Origin of the sequence: Mycobacterium sp. (assembly GCF_035697385.1) — a bacterium.
In the GTDB taxonomy this organism is placed as follows: domain Bacteria; phylum Actinomycetota; class Actinomycetes; order Mycobacteriales; family Mycobacteriaceae; genus Mycobacterium.
In genome coordinates this window covers 1-15253 of sequence record NZ_DASSCY010000017.1, presented here as the reverse complement: position 1 = coordinate 15253, position 15253 = coordinate 1, and the positions used below count along the sequence as shown (strand labels likewise).

The following is a 15253-nucleotide window of genomic DNA, read 5'->3' as shown; positions in this document are numbered from 1 at the left end:
CGCGCACCGCGCTAGCCTGCGCGCGTTAACTGAAGGTGTCTCATCCGTTACGCGCAGTTACGGTCGTCGGAATCATACCAAAAGTATCATACGTTTGGCGGACAACTGTCCAATCGCGACAGAAAATTTGCTGTTTGCGGCCGTGCCAAGGCGCTAGTTTTCAGCCATGTAGTACGTTTCCGATTATTGACGGTGCAGTCAGGACCCAGAGATTAGCTCATTTGAAGGTCCGTTCGTGCTACAAAACTGCCGATAATCTGCGCCGTCTCGCGCCGCGAACTCTCTCGACAATGCTTGCCAAGGGTAAGACATCTAGTTGCGAACGCAAGTATTTGGCCACTACCTTGGCCCACCACACTGCTTTGCTGAATTTTCAGTGCCATAGTCGTCCGCAACACCGCCTGTCGAGAAGGCGTAGGGGAATCCACTGGGGGACCGATGGCTACAGCGAATCGGGCTCGTCGATATCCGAGGCCCGTCAGCAGGCGGCCGCAGCAGATGTCGGTTGCGACCGACCTCTCCGCCTCAGTCGGGCCACAAGCCTCTGGCGCGCGCTCAGTTGCGCGCGCGTCTGCAATTCTGGCAAACGATGCTGGGCAGCGGTCCCGGGTGGACGCGAGCTACGCCAAATTCATCGGGCGAGTAGGAGCGCTTGCAGTCGCGCTGGGTATCGGCGGGGCGATCGCGGCCAATCCGGGAATAGCGCGAGCCGACGATTCACCGCCTGCCGAGGACACGACCCAGCCCGTGTCGGTGTCGACGTCGGATTCCTCGACAGCGTCCTCCCCGCAGTCGCCATCCCATTCGCCGTCGAGCACGGCCGGCTCGCCCACCGGTTCGGTCGACCCACCTGACGCAACCGCGGACCCGGCGGGCTCGGAGGTCGAAACGGATCTAGACGACGGGGTGGTGGTCCGCAACTCCGGCGGTGCGCACACTTCCGACACCGACGACACCGACTCCGCCGAAGTCGACGACAAGGAGCCGATCGCCGAGGAGCAGACAGTTCCCGAACTCACGGAACTCGACGACGCTGACGACAGCGGCTCGGGCGAATCGCCGGATCCAGACCCCCCGCAGCCCGCTCGTACGCCAGCAGCCGACAACGGGCACGAAAGCGCCTCCGCGTCAACGGAAGTCGATGCGCCCGAAACGTCGCCACCGCCCGCAATCGTCACCGCCGATGACACTACAGCGCGGCTCTTCACCGCCGTCGCCGATACCGAGCTAGTCGCCGATCAGTTGGTCCTTTCCGCCGCCGAGACGACGACGGTGCCGCCCGCGGATCCGGTCGCGGCGCTCATGGCGGTGCCGCGCGCCTTCATGACAATGGCGTACAGCGTGGTCGATGCCGTGTTGACACCGTTCCTTGGTCCCGTCCCGCAGGCGCCTCCCGATTCCCCGCTGGTGTGGGCAGTGCTGGGGTGGGTACGGCGTCAATTCGCCGAAGCATTGGGAATCGCGCCGTCGGCGCCATCCGCCCAGCCGGTAGCGGCCGCCGACGTCCATCCGCCTGGCGAAGGACCTGAGGACCCCGCAGGATTGCCGGACGACCTCGAGCGCACCACGCTCGTCTCGGGTCTCAACCAGCCGACGGATTTCCGGTTCCTGCCCGACGGCAGCATCCTGATCGCCGAAAAGGGCGGCGCGATCAAGCTTTACCACGACGGTCATGTGCATGGTGAGCCGCTCATCACACTCGCAGTGCTGCCGACGGACACCAACGAGGAGCGAGGCCTTCTCGGAATCGAGGTCGATCCCGACTTCGAGCAGAACGGCTATATCTACGTCTCGTACACCACGGCCCAGAACTTCGACCGGCTGTCGCGCCTCACGGTCACGGGCCACACCGTCGACCCCGCATCAGAGCTCGTCCTCATGGAATCCGACCAGCCGGGAAACATCTACCATCACGGCGGCGAGATCCACTTCGGCCCCGACGGCAAGCTCTACTGGGCCATGGGGATGAACACCAACAACCCCAATTCCCAGAACCTTTCAAACGTGCACGGCAAGATCCTGCGATTGAATCCCGACGGGACGGTGCCGCAGGACAACCCGTTCGTCGATACTCCTGGCGCGATCGATCAGATCTGGGCTTACGGCCTGCGCAACCCCTTCCGCTTCACGTTCACGCCTGACGGCCAACTGCTCACCGGCGATGTCGGCGGCGACGCGTGGGAGGAACTCAACATCGTGACCAAGGGCGCCAATTACGGCTGGCCCAACGCCGAAGGCGTTTGCGACGGTTGCAACTACGTCAATCCGATCTACACCTACGCACATACACCCGCGCCTGCGAAGGCCGGTTCCATTACCGGCGTCATGGTCTACACCGGCGACACCCTCGGTGCGCAGTACCAGAACAAGGTCTTCATCGCGGACTACACGCTGGGCTGGATCAAGGAACTCACTTTCGACTCGACGTACTCCAGCTTCATCAGCGAGCGGATGTTCGACGACCAGGCAGGCACGACGGTCAAACTCATGCAGGGGCCGGACGGAAACATCTATCAACTGAACATCTTTCCTGGTGTGCTGTCGGTCATCGCGCCCTCCGGTGGCAACCGGGCACCCAGTGCGGTCATCACCGCGACACCGAGCAACGGCTTGTCTCCGTTACAGGTCAACTTCTCGTCGGCGGGGTCCAGCGACCCCGATCCCAACACCACGCTGACCTACAACTGGAACTTCGGCGACGGCACGACGTCCAGCCTGGCCAACCCGACGAAGACTTACACCGTCAACGGGTCCTACGACGTGACACTGATCGTCAGTGACGGTGAGAAGACCGGCCAGGCGACCAAACTGATCGTCGTCGGCAGCACCGCACCAACGGCCGAAATCCTTACTCCCCTGAGCAACTCGCTGTACAACGCCGGCGACACGATATCGTTCAGTGGCCTCGGCGCGGATGCCGAGGACGGCGCACTACCCGATAGCGCCTACAACTGGACCGTCCAGTTCCATCACGCCGACCACGTACATCCGTTCCGCGACAACATCGTCGGATCCACGGGCACCATCACGATTCCGCGCAGCGCCGACAACGTCGACACGACGTGGTACCGGCTCACGTTGACCGTCACCGACAGCAGCGGCCTGTCGACGTCGAAGTCGGTGGACGTCAAGCCGCGGCTGGTTACCTTGACGATCAACGCCAGCGACCCTGATGCGACATTCACCGTCGATGGCATCCCGAAGAAGGGTTCTTACACCGAACAGGCCGTCGTCGGGGTGGAACGCGTTATCGCCGCGGTGTCACCGCAGTACGTCAGCAACGGGCAGTTCGTATTCAACAGCTGGTCGGATGGCGGCGCTGGAAGCCACACCATCATCACGCCGGGCGCCAACGCGACCTACACCATCAACTACGACCGTTACAACGCCGCTCCCGCCCCGTGGCAAGAGGGAGACGTTGGCCACCCCACCCTTGCCGGGTACTCCTCGTACGACAACGGGGTCTTCACCATCCGCGGCGCCGGCGGCGACATTTGGGGACCTACCGACGAATTCCATTACGTTCACCAGTCTTTCAGCGGTGACGGCACGATCATCACCCGGGTGACGTCGCAGACGGACACCGACGACTGGGCCAAATCAGGCATCATCATCAAGGAATCGACTGCCGCGGGCGCCAAATACGTACTGCTCGCCGTGACGCCGGAGAACGGTGTCACCTTCCAGTACAACTTCTCCGGTGACGGCGGGTCAGCCCCCTACGCGTTCCCCAACGCGTGGCTGAAGCTCGAGCGCCAAGGCGACGTCTTCACCGGCTACACCTCGGCCAACGGCACAGATTGGACGATGGTCGGACAGACCACCCTGGCAATGGCCACCGATGTCACCGCAGGCCTCGCCGTCGTGTCGCACAAGTTCGACACGCTGAACACCAGCACCTTCGACAGGGTCAGCGTGATATCGAACGAGCAGTGGACGAGCACAGACGTCGGTGGACCACTCATCACCGGCAGCACCACCATCGCGTCGGGCGTTCACACGCTGAAAGGCAGCGGCGACGACATCTGGGGTGACGCCGACCAGTTCCACTTCAGCTACCAGACGCTGCCCGGTGACGGCGAGATCATCGCGCGCGTCACCTCGTTCACCGACACGTCGGACGGCTGGGCGAAGGCAGGCGTCATGATCAAGCAATCGGCCGCGGCCGGCGCTGATTACGCCCTGCTGGCCGTGACTCCCGCGAACGGGATCAACCTTCAGTCCGGGTTCGACCACAACATCGCAGGCCCAGCGGTAACTCCGGGCAACACGTGGCTCAAGCTCGAGCGCATCGGCGACACAGTCACCGGATTCACCTCACTCGACGGTCAGATCTGGACCGAGATCGGCTCAGCCACCGTTGATCTGGACGGTGCCGCATTGATCGGTCTGTTCGTCTCAGCACACGACAGCTCGCAACTCAGCACCGCGACGTTCGACCACGTCGCGGTCACCAAGAGCACCGCCGGGCCCGCCTCCCTCCCCGCTCCGTGGGCGTCCGACGACGTCGGCGCCCCCAGGTTGGCGGGCTCGGCGGCCCACGCGGCGGGGGTCTTCACCGTCAACGGCGCTGGCGACGACATCTGGGGTGACGCCGACCAATTCCATTTCGTCCACCAGACACTGACGGGTGACGGTGAGGTCGTCGCGCGTGTGGTGGCGCAGGAGTCCGGCACCGACGGCTGGGCGAAGAGCGGCATCATGATCAAGCAGTCGACGACGCCGGGGTCGCCGTACGCGCTGCTGGCCGTCACGCCCGAACACGGAATCACGCTCCAGCACAACTTCACCGGCGACGTGGGCTCCGCGCCGTACGCACTCCCCAACGCATGGCTCAAACTGGTCAGGTCCGGAAACACGATCACCGGCTCCACGTCCTCCGATGGTGTCACCTGGACCGAAATGGGCTCGGTAACAGTCGATCTCGGTGCAGAAGCCGAGGTCGGTCTGTTCGTCTCATCGCACAACGGCTCGCAAGTCAACACCTCAGTGTTCGACAACGTCACCGTTTCGTCCGGCATCGGCCCGTTGGCGGCACTGTGAACGACACAAAGTTGCCCCTGATCGACCGGCTCGCCCGGTTCGCCGTCGTAGGAGTCTGCTGCTACCTGGTGCAACTGGGTTTGCTGTACCTGGTCGATGACCTGCTTCACCTGCTGGTGGCGGACATTGTGGCGTTTCTGCTGTCCGCCCAGCTGAATTTCGCACTGAGCCAAGTGTTCACGTGGGGTGACCGGCAGCACACCGAACACCTCTTCATGCGCTGGGCGAAGTTCAACGTCAGCGCGCTGCTGTCGGTCACCGCTGTAAACGCAACCGCCTTCTGGCTTCTCGTCGAAGCCGGCCTTGCGTTCTGGGTGGCGATGCTGATCGCCAACATCGCCAGCACCTTATGGACTTTCTTGATCAACCACTTCGTCGTGTTCTCCGACGATCAAGCCGAGCTATTGCCGACACCAGAGGAACTCACCATGCACGCACTCCCCTTAGCCGAACCAGGTCCGTCGCCCAGCGTTGCGCTGTTTATGCCCGCTTTCAATGAAAGCGCCAATCTCGGTTCGGTCGTTTCGAAGGCCTACGACTTCTTCGACCGGGCGGGAATCACCGAGCGGGCCGTCATCGTCGTCGACGACGGGTCCACCGATGACACCGCGGCCGTGATCGACACTATCCAACTCACGCATCCCGTGCACGTCGTGAGGCACGAGACCAACCACGGCTACGGGCGGGCGTTGCGGTCGGGTTTCACCGCCGCACTGGACACCGGCTACGACTGGGTGGCCTACTGTGATTCCGACGGTCAGTTCAACCCGGCCGATATGGCGCTGCTGTTGGTCGCCGCCTTCTCGCATCAAGTCGATGTCGCGCTCGGTGTGCGTGTCCGGCGGGCCGACAACTGGGCGCGCCGCGCCGCAGGACGCGGCTGGCACGGCATCAGCCGGATGGTGTTGAAGTTCAACGGCGCCGATGTGGACTGCGGGTTCAAACTGTTGCACCGCAGCGCGATTGCCGCCATCGCAGCCGATCTCCAGAGTGATTTCGCTGCGATCTCTCCGGAGTTGCTGGCGCGGCTGCACCGTGCGGGTCACAGGTTCGTCGAGGTGCCGGTGCCGCACTATGCCCGCTTGAACGGAACACAGACGGGCCTGCGGCCCAAGGTCGTGCTGCGTTCCTTCGCCGACCTCTGGACGGTCCGGCGCGAGCTGAGCACTCGCCGTAGCGCCGCACAGCTGCCGCACGAATCAGCAGCGTCCGCTCTCGAACCGCTCACACCCGTCGTTCCCGTCGTTTCGTTCATGACCGTCAACGGCCAGGAGGCGATGTGACCGTCCAGGAGAACGAGGTATCGGCGCCGCATGCCGAGCCGAACTCCGCTGTCCCAACGGATCGCACCGTGTGGTGGGTCGCCCTCGGCGCCGCGCTCGTGTCGGTGTGCGCGTACGCCTACTTCGCCAGCAAGGGCATGGCCTTGGGGTACAAGGACTCGATCTCGCATTTGCAGATCGCCGCCCGCACACTGAGCAGCCCGACCTCCGGCTTCGCCCAGTTGGGCGGTGTGTGGCTGCCACTGCCGCACATCCTCATGCTGCCACTGATCTGGGTGACGCCGTTCTACTACAGCGGATTCGCCGGCAGCGCGGTGAGCATGATCGGCTATGTCATCGCGTGCGTGTTCGTGTACAAGATCGCTTTCGGATTGACGCGCAACAGGATTCCGGCCCTCGCAGGCTTGTTGGTTTTCGCGCTCAACCCGAACATCCTCTACATGCAGTCGACGCCGATGACGGAGTTGCTGCTGTTCGCGGCCATTGCCGCGATGACCTACTACGTCCAGCAGTGGATCCAGGCCGAAGAGCATCTTGAGAAGTACCCGTACCTGTTCGCTGCCGCCATCGCCGGGTTCATAGCATGTCTGACCCGCTATGAAGCCTGGCCGCTCACGTTCGTCATGGGCGCCATCGTGGCCGTCGTCGCATGGCGTCAGTACGGTCGCCAGGCGATGACCGGGGTCGTCCTTGGCTTCGCGTTTCTGGCCGGCGCGGCCATCGTGCTCTGGCTGGGATGGAACCTGCTGATCTTCGGCAACCCGCTCAACTTCCAGAGCGGCAAGTACGCCAAGCCGTCTCTGTGGGTCGGTGAAGGCGAAGCCGCCGTTGGCCATCCGACCGTGGCCGCTGAAACCTATTGGCACGCCGTAGTGGAGAACCTCGGCATCGCAGTCGTGCTGGCGGCGATCGTCGGGGCCTTCGCACTGATCGTGGTGCGCCGTTCGCTCGTCACGCTGCCGGTGCTCGGGCTTCTGACGATCGCGCCGTTCTTCGTGTTTGCGCTCACGGTCGGCCAACGGCCGCTGCACGTCGAGCAGATCACCAGGGACCTGTACAACGTGCGGTTCGGCCTGATGATGGTGCTGCCCGCGGCGATTCTGGTCGCGTATCTGATCAGCGTTCTCCCAATGCGAATCTGGATCGCCGGCCTCGGTGTGGCGGCCGCCTGCACGCTGCTTCCGCTGGTGCCCGGCGGACCGACGCAGGTCGTGACCGCGCGCGAGGGAAGCATCGGATACCCGGAAACCGCGATGGCCACCAGCGATTTCCTCCGTGAGCACTATGACGGCGGGGTCATCCTCATCGAGTCGTTCGGCAACGAATCAATACTGTTCCACGCCCGAATCCCACTGTCCAACAACGTGTATGAGGGCAGCTATCAGAAATGGGATCCCGCGCTGAGCAATCCGCCCGGCCAGCGAATCAGATGGATAGTCACGCGAGGCGGAAACGGACCGGACGAGGCGCATCGCGAACTGGCGGGCTCGTCCAAATTATCGGACTACGCCGAAGTGTTCAGCAACGACCTCTACAACGTTTACAAGACCAAGGACTAGCGATGTTGCAAACCAAGACCTCTGAACCCGTACGGCACACCGCCGCAACGGTCGTCAACACCGGCCAGATACTCGCTCTGGCGCTGATATTCGCGCTTCTCATCGCGGGTGTCGTGCTCAGTCCTATTACCGTGGCGAAGGTCGCCGTAGCCGCCGTGCTGGTTTTCTTCGCGGTGTTCGTGGGCTTGTTGAAGATGGGGCTGTGGTACGCGTCGACCCGGTACCGCTATCCCAGTTACGACCTTCCCAACGTCGAAGATCCGAATCTGCCGCACTACCTCGTTCTGATTCCGATGTTCCGGGAGCCCGACATGGTCGAGCCCATGGTCCGCGGGATGACAGATGTTCGCTATCCAAAGGACAAGCTGCAAGTCAAGTTGCTGGTCGAAGGGCGTGAACGCGACGCCGCGACGCGTGATGCGATCGACGAACTTGAATTGCCGGGGTTCATCGAAGTGATCGAGGTTCCCGATGTGAAACCGTACGGCAAGCAGCGCGCGCTGAACTTCGGTGCGCACAAGGCAATTGAGGATTCGCATCACCTGCCCCGCAAAGACCGCGCCGGCAGGCTCTGCGTCATCTACGACGCGGAGGACCGCCCCGAACCCGATCAGCTACTCAAAGCTGTCGGCATGTTCCGGGCGTATGACCGCATCGACTCGAACGTGGTCTGCCTGCAGGCACAGCTGGAATTCTCCAACGAGACGAGCAGCTGGGTATCACGGCTGATGTGGGTCGAGTACCTCGTGCACTTCGGCTGGGTTCTGCCGGGCATGGCGTGGCTGGGACTGGTCCCGCCGTTGGGCGGTACGTCGAATCACTTCCGGCTCGAATTGCTCACGCGAGTCAGCATCGACCCCGAGCAGCAGCCGCCGGGCGTCCAATGGGCGGGTATCTGGGACATGTTCAACGTCACCGAGGACGCCGATCTGGCTGGTGCGCTCGCCCTCCATGGTTTCCGAATCGCGATGCTGGACAGCGTCACAAAGGAAGTGGCGACGACACGCATGCGGGCCCTCATCGGGCAGAAGTCGCGGTGGCTCAAGGGCTACATGCAGACCGGCCTGATCTTCACTCGCACTCCGATCCGCACGATGCGCACGATGGGGCCCGTCCGCTGGTTCGTCTACGTCCTGTTCCTCATCGGCACCCCGCTGTCGATTCTGCTGAGCGCAGTGTCGTGGACACTGACGTTCGCTTACTTCACGACGCGGTCGCCTGCGATCGAGCAACTGTTCCCGGGTCTGCTTCTCTATCTTGGCGTCTTGCTGCTGGTATTCGGCAACTTCGCGCTGTTCCTTCAGCACGTTGCCGCTGCGACCAAGTTCGAAGGCTTCAGCACCGTGAAGTACATGCTCGTCGTGCTGACGGGCATCTGGCCGATGCTCACGGTGGTCTCACTGGTCAAGGCCTGTTATGAACTGATGAATCCCCGAATGCGCCACTTCTGGGACAAGACCGAGCACGGTCACGACTTGCACACGCTGGATGAAGCGATCGGTGGTTTGCGAGGAGTCGCTCCGATCGGCCGAAAGCGTTCCGCGCCAACTATTGCCAATCGAGATGCCATGGACCATGGAGCCACAGCCGAATCCGCGTGACACGGCGGACGACCCGCAACGCATCCGGCGAGCCAAGAAGACGCCAGCGACGTCAAGGGTGCGCCCGGTACTCACACGCAGGGAGAGGGATGTACTAGTCGCCTGGATTCATGACGACAGCAAGGACCGGGTGGCTCGCCGGCTGCACATCGCCAATGCGACGGTTCGCACTGTGCTGCAACGTATACGAACAAAGTATGCGGCGGCGGGCCGACCCGCGTCGACGAAGGCCGCGCTCGTCGCCCGTGCACTTCAGGACGGGCTCGTCAAGCTCGACGACCTCTGATTACTTGGTGACAAACCCGTCGAGCGCGCTGACGAGTTGTGGCGAGAGAGGGTCCTGCTTGGCGTAGTTGGCCACGCTGTCGCTGGGATCGTCACGCAGTACATGGTTGACGCCCTTGAGTTCGACGACCGTCAGCGCGGTGTGCTTGAGCGCGTCGATCAGCGGCCGCTCGGCGTCGCATTTGGCCTGACTGTCGGAGTCCGAACACGTCAACAGCACCGGCGTGCCCGCGGGCACCTTCGCGGCAAGGGCCAGCGGGTCGATCTTGTCGGCTTCGACGACGGCCTTGACGTTGCCAGGGTTGAGAATGGCGCTCAGCCCTTCGGGCAGCTGCGCGGGTGCGGTGCCCTTGGTGCGTACCTCGTCGACGGCGGCCAACCAGGCGGCCAGCGTCTCGGGGGCGCCGCTGGCGCGGACTCGCGCGGTGATGATGTCGAGATAGCGGTCGGGCAACGGCTGAAACAGGCCCAGCGAGTGGATCTTTGGAGACCCGGCCGCGGGGGCACCGGCCAGCGACATGGCGTGGATGGTGCCCTCGCCGAGGGCGTACACCGAGATGCGGGCCTTGTCGGTGCCGGGCTGCTCGGAGAGGAACTGCAGTGCGGCGTTGGCACCCTGGGTGTAGGTGGCGCTGATGACGTCGGTCGGCCGCTTGGCATAGGGGCCGAGGCCGGTCTTGCCGGTGCCGACCTTGTCGAAGCGCAGGCTGGCCACATCGCGGTCCGACAACAGCTCGGCAAGCTGTCGCATGTTGCCGATGGCACCGGCCACGTTGTTGTCGCCGTTGCGGTCGGTGGCGCCGCTTTCGGAGATCAGCAGCGCGGCGGGTCCGGGCTGCGCGTCTCGCTCGTGGCGGTAGGAGCCATGGATGGTGAGCCCGTCCGCGACGAAGGTGACCTCGTCGTCGACCCAGCCCTGCGGTTTTTGCTCATCAGAGGAGCATCCGGGCACCAGCGCCAGGAGCAGCGAAAGTCCAATGGCGGCAAGGACTTTCACAGTTTGGACTCGATCCACGATGCGACGTCGTCGAGCACGACGGCGCGTTCTGGCTCATTGAACACCTCGTGGTACAGCTCCGGATAGACCTTGAGGTGGGCGTCTTCGGAGGCCACGCACTCCAGCAGGTGATGGCTGCCTTTGACCGGGATCAGCTTGTCCTGCTCGCCGTGCACCACCAGCAACGGCGCGGTCAGCGCGGCGGCGCGCTGCGGCATCGTCTCGCCAACGGACAGCAGTGCCCGCGCGATGCCGGCGGGCAGCTTGCCGTGATGCACCAGCGGATCGGCGTTGTAGGCCGCCACGACGGCCGGGTCGCGGGACACCGCGTCGGTGGGCAGCTGCTCGACGGGAAGTCCCGGCATCACCTTGCCGAGCACCTTGGCGACCAAGAGCATCACCGGCGACACAGCGTCCTGCGCGTCTACGGCCGGACCGGACAGCACCATCGCGGTGTAGTCGTCAGGATGCTCGACGCCGTACGCGAAGACGACCCCGCCACCCATGCTGTGGCCGAGTACGACGCGCTTGAGGTCGGGATGGTCCTTGGCGGCGATGCCGACCAGGGTGTGGAAGTCGTCGGTGTACTCCGAGAGGTTGCGCAAATAGACGCGCTTGCCGCCGGATCGGCCGTGCCCGCGGTGGTCCAGCGCGTAGGTGACCAGCCCGGACTCGCCGAATCGCTGCGCGACGTGGTCGTAGCGGCGGGCATGCTCGGCGTATCCGTGCGACAGCACGACGACCCCGCGTGGGGTGGTGTCGGGGGTCCATACGTCGTAGACGATGCGCACGCCACCCACGCCGTCGAAGCTCCGTTCAGTGCGGGTTGTGGCCATCAGGGCAGAGTATCGAGTGCGTGTCGGTCGGTCTGCGTAAGCTCGGCGGCGTGACCGTCCTCGCACACGAAACCGATGACGAGTTCCTGCTCAAGGCAGAGCCGCACCGGCGTGAGCTGATGGCCCACTGCTACCGGATGACCGGTTCGCTGCACGATGCCGAAGACCTGGTGCAGGAGACCTACTTGCGGGCGTGGAAGGCCTACAGCGGGTTCAAGGGCCAGTCGTCGTTGCGGACGTGGTTGTACCGGATCGCCACCAACACGTGCCTGACCTCGCTGGAGGGTCGTCAGCGCAGGCCGCTGCCGAGCGGGCTTGGCGCACCGAGTGGAGATCCCGCTGGTGAGCTGACGCAGCGCACCGAGGTGCCGTGGCTTGAGCCGCTGCCGGATCTATACGACGACCCCACCGACCCTTCGACGATCGTCGGCTCGCGGGAGTCGGTGCGGCTGGCGTTCGTCGCGGCGCTGCAGCATCTGTCGCCGCGGCAGCGGGCGGTACTGGTGTTGCGCGAGGTGCTGCAGTGGAAGGCCGCGGAGGTGGCCAATGCGATCGGCACGTCCACAGCCGCGGTGAACAGCCTGCTGCAGCGGGCGCGGGCGCAGCTCGATGCGGTCGGGCCCAGTGAGGACGATCAGCTGGCTCCGCCGGATGCACCGGAGACCAAGGACTTGCTCGATCGCTACATCGCCGCGTTCGAGGCATACGACGTCGACAAGCTGGTCACGCTGTTCACCGAGGAGGCCATCTGGGAAATGCCGCCGTTCGACGGTTGGTACCAGGGGCCGGAGGCCATCGGCACGCTCACCCGGGTGCAATGCCCGGCCGAGGCCGCGGGTGATATGCGGTTCATCGCGCTGACCGCCAACGGTCAGCCGGCTGCTGCGCTGTACATGCGCAATCCCGAGACGGGTGTGCACGAGGCGTTCCAGTTGCATGTGCTCGATATCGGCCCGCAGGGCGTATCGCACGTCGTCGCGTTCCTCGATACGGAGCTGTTCGAGAAGTTCGGCCTGCCGGAGACGCTCTAGCCGCCGAGTGTGGACTCAAGCCACGCTTCGAGTGAAAAACCGTGGATCAACTCCACACTCATCGAGCCATGGGCAGTCGTGGGCCCGCAGTGCGGCGCAGACGCGCTGTACAACGACATGAGGGCGGTAGCGCAGCAGCTCGCTGTTGACCCGGATGATGAGCCAACCGCGTTCGGCGAGTTGTGCGTACTTCTCGATGTCGCGATTGCGAATGGAGGGATCGGTCCAATGTTGAGGCCCGTCATACTCGACACCGACCAAGAATTCCTCCCAGCCCATATCGATGCGCCAACGGGCCACATTGATCTGTGTCTGCGGACGACGCAGCCCCGACCGCACCAGCAATAGTCGCGTCCGCGTCTCCTGCGGCGATTCCGCACCACCGTCCATCAAGTCGACGACCGTCCTCAGCCGCACGATCCCGCGGACTCCGGGATGGTGCTCGGCGACCGCGAGCACAGCATCGCCTGTGAGGCCGGTGGCGTTCGCCAACGCGTCGAGTCGTACCACTGCCGTCGTCTCTGCACTGCGGCGACCGATGTCGAAGGCAGTCCGCGCCGGCGTCGTCACCGAAATCCCATCCTTTAGGCAGATTTCGTCGCTGCGGAGAACGTCGCGGTGAACCACGATGCCGTTGGCAGCACCCTCGGCGCGGCACAGCTCGGCGGGTAGGTCGGCGTCGATCCAATTCGTCCCGTGCAAGGCGGCCGCCGACATGCCCGCGACAGTGGCATCGCGTCCCGACCACAGCCAAGCCGCAATCGCAGGTGTCAATCGCTGTCCTGCTGGCAGGTACACATTCCGATGGATCAGCTGGTTGCGGCTGCGCAGGGTGCGCTTGGTGAATGCCCCGGTCGCCAGCGCCTCACTACCGATGAATGGCATTGCTGATCGCGTCATACCCGGCACGCAAGCATCGCGCTCCGACTGGCTGCTAACGAGTGTGGAGTTGAACCACGTCGAAAAGGCCTGAGGCGTGAATGTTGTCCACACTCGCAGCGTCATCCACAGACGACGCGGTGTAGCCACAAGTAGACCCAGGTCAGATGGCTTCTTGACACGTGTTCTGTAACGTGTTCTATGATCGCCAGCTATGAAGACGACTGGCGCATTGCTCTGGGAGCTCAACTCGCCGTTCAAGGTCGACGAGATCGATCTCGGTGACCCCGTCGCCGACGAGGTACAGATCCGGATGCACGCCGCAGGCATGTGCCACTCCGACTACCACCTCACCACCGGTGCGACCCCGATCGCCCTACCCGCACTCGGCGGCCACGAAGGCGCCGGCGTCGTCACCAAGGTCGGTAAGAACGTCACCGGCATCGAAGAGGGCGATCACGTCATCTTGGCGTTCATCCCTGCCTGCGGCGCCTGTCAGCCGTGCCTGAAGGGCCATCGCTCGCTGTGCGACCGCGGCGCTCTCCTGCTCGGTGGTAAGGCCATCGCCGACGGCACCTCCCGCGTGCACGCCGGAAGCACCGAGGTCTCACCGATGAACCTGCTCGGCACCTTCGCCCCATACATGACCGTGCACAAGGACTCCGTCGTCAAGATCGATAAGGACATCCCGTTCGAGACCGCCGCAATCATGGGCTGCGCCGTGCCAACCGGATTCGGCTCGGCCACCAACGTCGCCGAGGTTGCACCAGGCGAGACGGTGGTGATCGTCGGCGTCGGCGGCATCGGCATGAGCGCACTGCAGGGCGCGGTCATCTCCGGCGCGAAGAACGTCATCGCCATCGACCCGAACGAATGGAAGCGCGATCAGGCCATCAAGTTCGGCGCCACCCATGTGTACGCGTCGATGGCCGAAGCCATCGGTCCAGTCATCGACGTCACCCACGGCGTCATGGCCGACAAGGTCATCATCGCCGTCGGCGAGATGAAGGGTGAGTACCTCGAAGAGGCGCTGACCCTGACCACCAAGACCGGCACCTGCGTGGTGACCGGCATGGGCTCCATGATGGACGTCGACGTCAAACTCAACCTGTTCCTCTTCACCATGTTGCAGAAGACGTTGAAGGGCAACATCTTCGGCGGTGGCAGCTCGCACGTCGAGACACCGAAGCTCGTCGGTCTGTACAAGTCGGGGCTGCTCAAGATCGACGAAATGGTCACCACCACCTACTCGTTGGCGAACATCAACGACGGTTACCAGGACAAGCTGGACGGCAAGAACATTCGCGGCGTCATCAAGTTCACGGAAGCCGACTGGTAAGCCGCTCCAGAACCGTCTCGATCACCGCGCCGAACGCCTGCAGCTGGGCGGCCGATAGCCCGTCGAACACGACCGCCCGAACAAGCTCGACGTGCCCCGGCGCTGCCGTCTGCAGCGCCGCCCAGCCATCGGCCGTCAACTCGACGGTCGCGCCCCGGCGGTCGTCGTCACTTCCGTGGCGTTCCACCAGACCGCGGCCGCGCATCCGACGCAGCTGGTGTGACAGCCTGCTCTGTTCCCATCCGAGGACCTCGCCGATTTCGTTCATCCGGTGCGGCCCGGTCTCCGACAGCGCCACCAGGACGTCGTAGTCCGCCAGAGACACGTCGCAATCACTCTGCAGCTGGCGCTGCATCGCGGTCTGCAGCCGGCTCACCATCGTCAGGTATCCGCGCCAGAT

11 protein-coding genes are annotated in these 15253 nt (G+C 63.9%); 7 read left to right on the top strand and 4 right to left on the bottom strand.

The window, feature by feature from the left end; all coding sequences use genetic code 11:
• The first annotated feature begins 609 nt into the window (after window positions 1-609).
• Genes VFH65_RS01620 through VFH65_RS01600 form a run of 5 tightly spaced genes read left to right on the top strand, consistent with a single transcriptional unit; the run spans window position 610 to window position 9772 of the window.
• On the top strand, window positions 610-5043 hold the full coding sequence (locus VFH65_RS01620; protein ID WP_353319381.1) for a PQQ-dependent sugar dehydrogenase: 4434 nt from the start codon (window positions 610-612) through the stop codon (window positions 5041-5043).
• Complete coding sequence (locus VFH65_RS01615) at window positions 5040-6326, top strand: glycosyltransferase (RefSeq protein ID WP_353319380.1); 1287 nt, start codon at window positions 5040-5042, stop codon at window positions 6324-6326. The genes VFH65_RS01620 and VFH65_RS01615 overlap by 4 nt, the downstream gene beginning before the upstream one ends.
• The gene (locus VFH65_RS01610) at window positions 6323-7885 is read left to right on the top strand and encodes a hypothetical protein (protein WP_353319379.1); all 1563 of its coding nucleotides are present in this window, start codon (window positions 6323-6325) and stop codon (window positions 7883-7885) included. Before VFH65_RS01615 ends, VFH65_RS01610 begins: the two co-directional genes overlap by 4 nt.
• A 2-nt stretch (window positions 7886-7887) precedes the next feature.
• On the top strand, window positions 7888-9486 hold the full coding sequence (locus VFH65_RS01605) for a glycosyltransferase (RefSeq protein WP_353319378.1): 1599 nt from the start codon (window positions 7888-7890) through the stop codon (window positions 9484-9486).
• A complete protein-coding gene (locus tag VFH65_RS01600; protein WP_353319377.1) occupies window positions 9461-9772 on the top strand; it encodes a LuxR C-terminal-related transcriptional regulator in 312 nt (103 codons plus the stop codon). Before VFH65_RS01605 ends, VFH65_RS01600 begins: the two co-directional genes overlap by 26 nt.
• Here the strand turns inward: VFH65_RS01600 and VFH65_RS01595 are convergent, their stop codons facing one another.
• Both VFH65_RS01595 and VFH65_RS01590 read right to left on the bottom strand, forming a co-directional pair.
• Complete coding sequence (locus tag VFH65_RS01595) at window positions 9773-10768, bottom strand: hypothetical protein (RefSeq protein WP_353319376.1); 996 nt, start codon at window positions 10766-10768, stop codon at window positions 9773-9775.
• On the bottom strand, window positions 10765-11604 hold the full coding sequence (locus VFH65_RS01590; protein ID WP_353319375.1) for an alpha/beta hydrolase: 840 nt from the start codon (window positions 11602-11604) through the stop codon (window positions 10765-10767). Before VFH65_RS01590 ends, VFH65_RS01595 begins: the two co-directional genes overlap by 4 nt.
• A gap of 20 nt (window positions 11605-11624) precedes the next feature.
• Here VFH65_RS01590 and VFH65_RS01585 point away from each other — a divergent pair, with 20 nt between their 5' ends.
• Window positions 11625-12635: a sigma-70 family RNA polymerase sigma factor gene (locus VFH65_RS01585; protein WP_353319374.1), complete on the top strand. Its 1011-nt coding sequence runs from the start codon at window positions 11625-11627 to the stop codon at window positions 12633-12635.
• Window positions 12636-12650: 15 nt separating this feature from the next.
• Here the strand turns inward: VFH65_RS01585 and VFH65_RS01580 are convergent, their stop codons facing one another.
• Window positions 12651-13535: an endonuclease domain-containing protein gene (locus tag VFH65_RS01580; protein WP_353319373.1), complete on the bottom strand. Its 885-nt coding sequence runs from the start codon at window positions 13533-13535 to the stop codon at window positions 12651-12653.
• A gap of 193 nt (window positions 13536-13728) precedes the next feature.
• Here VFH65_RS01580 and VFH65_RS01575 point away from each other — a divergent pair, with 193 nt between their 5' ends.
• On the top strand, window positions 13729-14853 hold the full coding sequence (locus VFH65_RS01575) for an NDMA-dependent alcohol dehydrogenase (RefSeq protein WP_353319372.1): 1125 nt from the start codon (window positions 13729-13731) through the stop codon (window positions 14851-14853).
• Here VFH65_RS01575 and VFH65_RS01570 read toward each other — a convergent pair.
• Window positions 14834-15253, bottom strand: a 420-nt coding sequence (locus tag VFH65_RS01570; protein WP_353319371.1) for a MarR family winged helix-turn-helix transcriptional regulator, incomplete at its 5' end; no start/stop codon positions are given. The two genes, VFH65_RS01575 and VFH65_RS01570, sit on opposite strands and share 20 nt — an antisense overlap.

Coding starts and splice junctions, on each gene's coding strand:
- VFH65_RS01600 (WP_353319377.1), top strand. CDS start 9,461: ATGGAGCCACAGCCGAATCCGCGTGACACGGCGGACGACCCGCAACGC.
- VFH65_RS01575 (WP_353319372.1), top strand. CDS start 13,729: ATGAAGACGACTGGCGCATTGCTCTGGGAGCTCAACTCGCCGTTCAAG.
- VFH65_RS01590 (WP_353319375.1), bottom strand. CDS start 11,604: ATGGCCACAACCCGCACTGAACGGAGCTTCGACGGCGTGGGTGGCGTG.
- VFH65_RS01580 (WP_353319373.1), bottom strand. CDS start 13,535: ATGACGCGATCAGCAATGCCATTCATCGGTAGTGAGGCGCTGGCGACC.
- VFH65_RS01605 (WP_353319378.1), top strand. CDS start 7,888: ATGTTGCAAACCAAGACCTCTGAACCCGTACGGCACACCGCCGCAACG.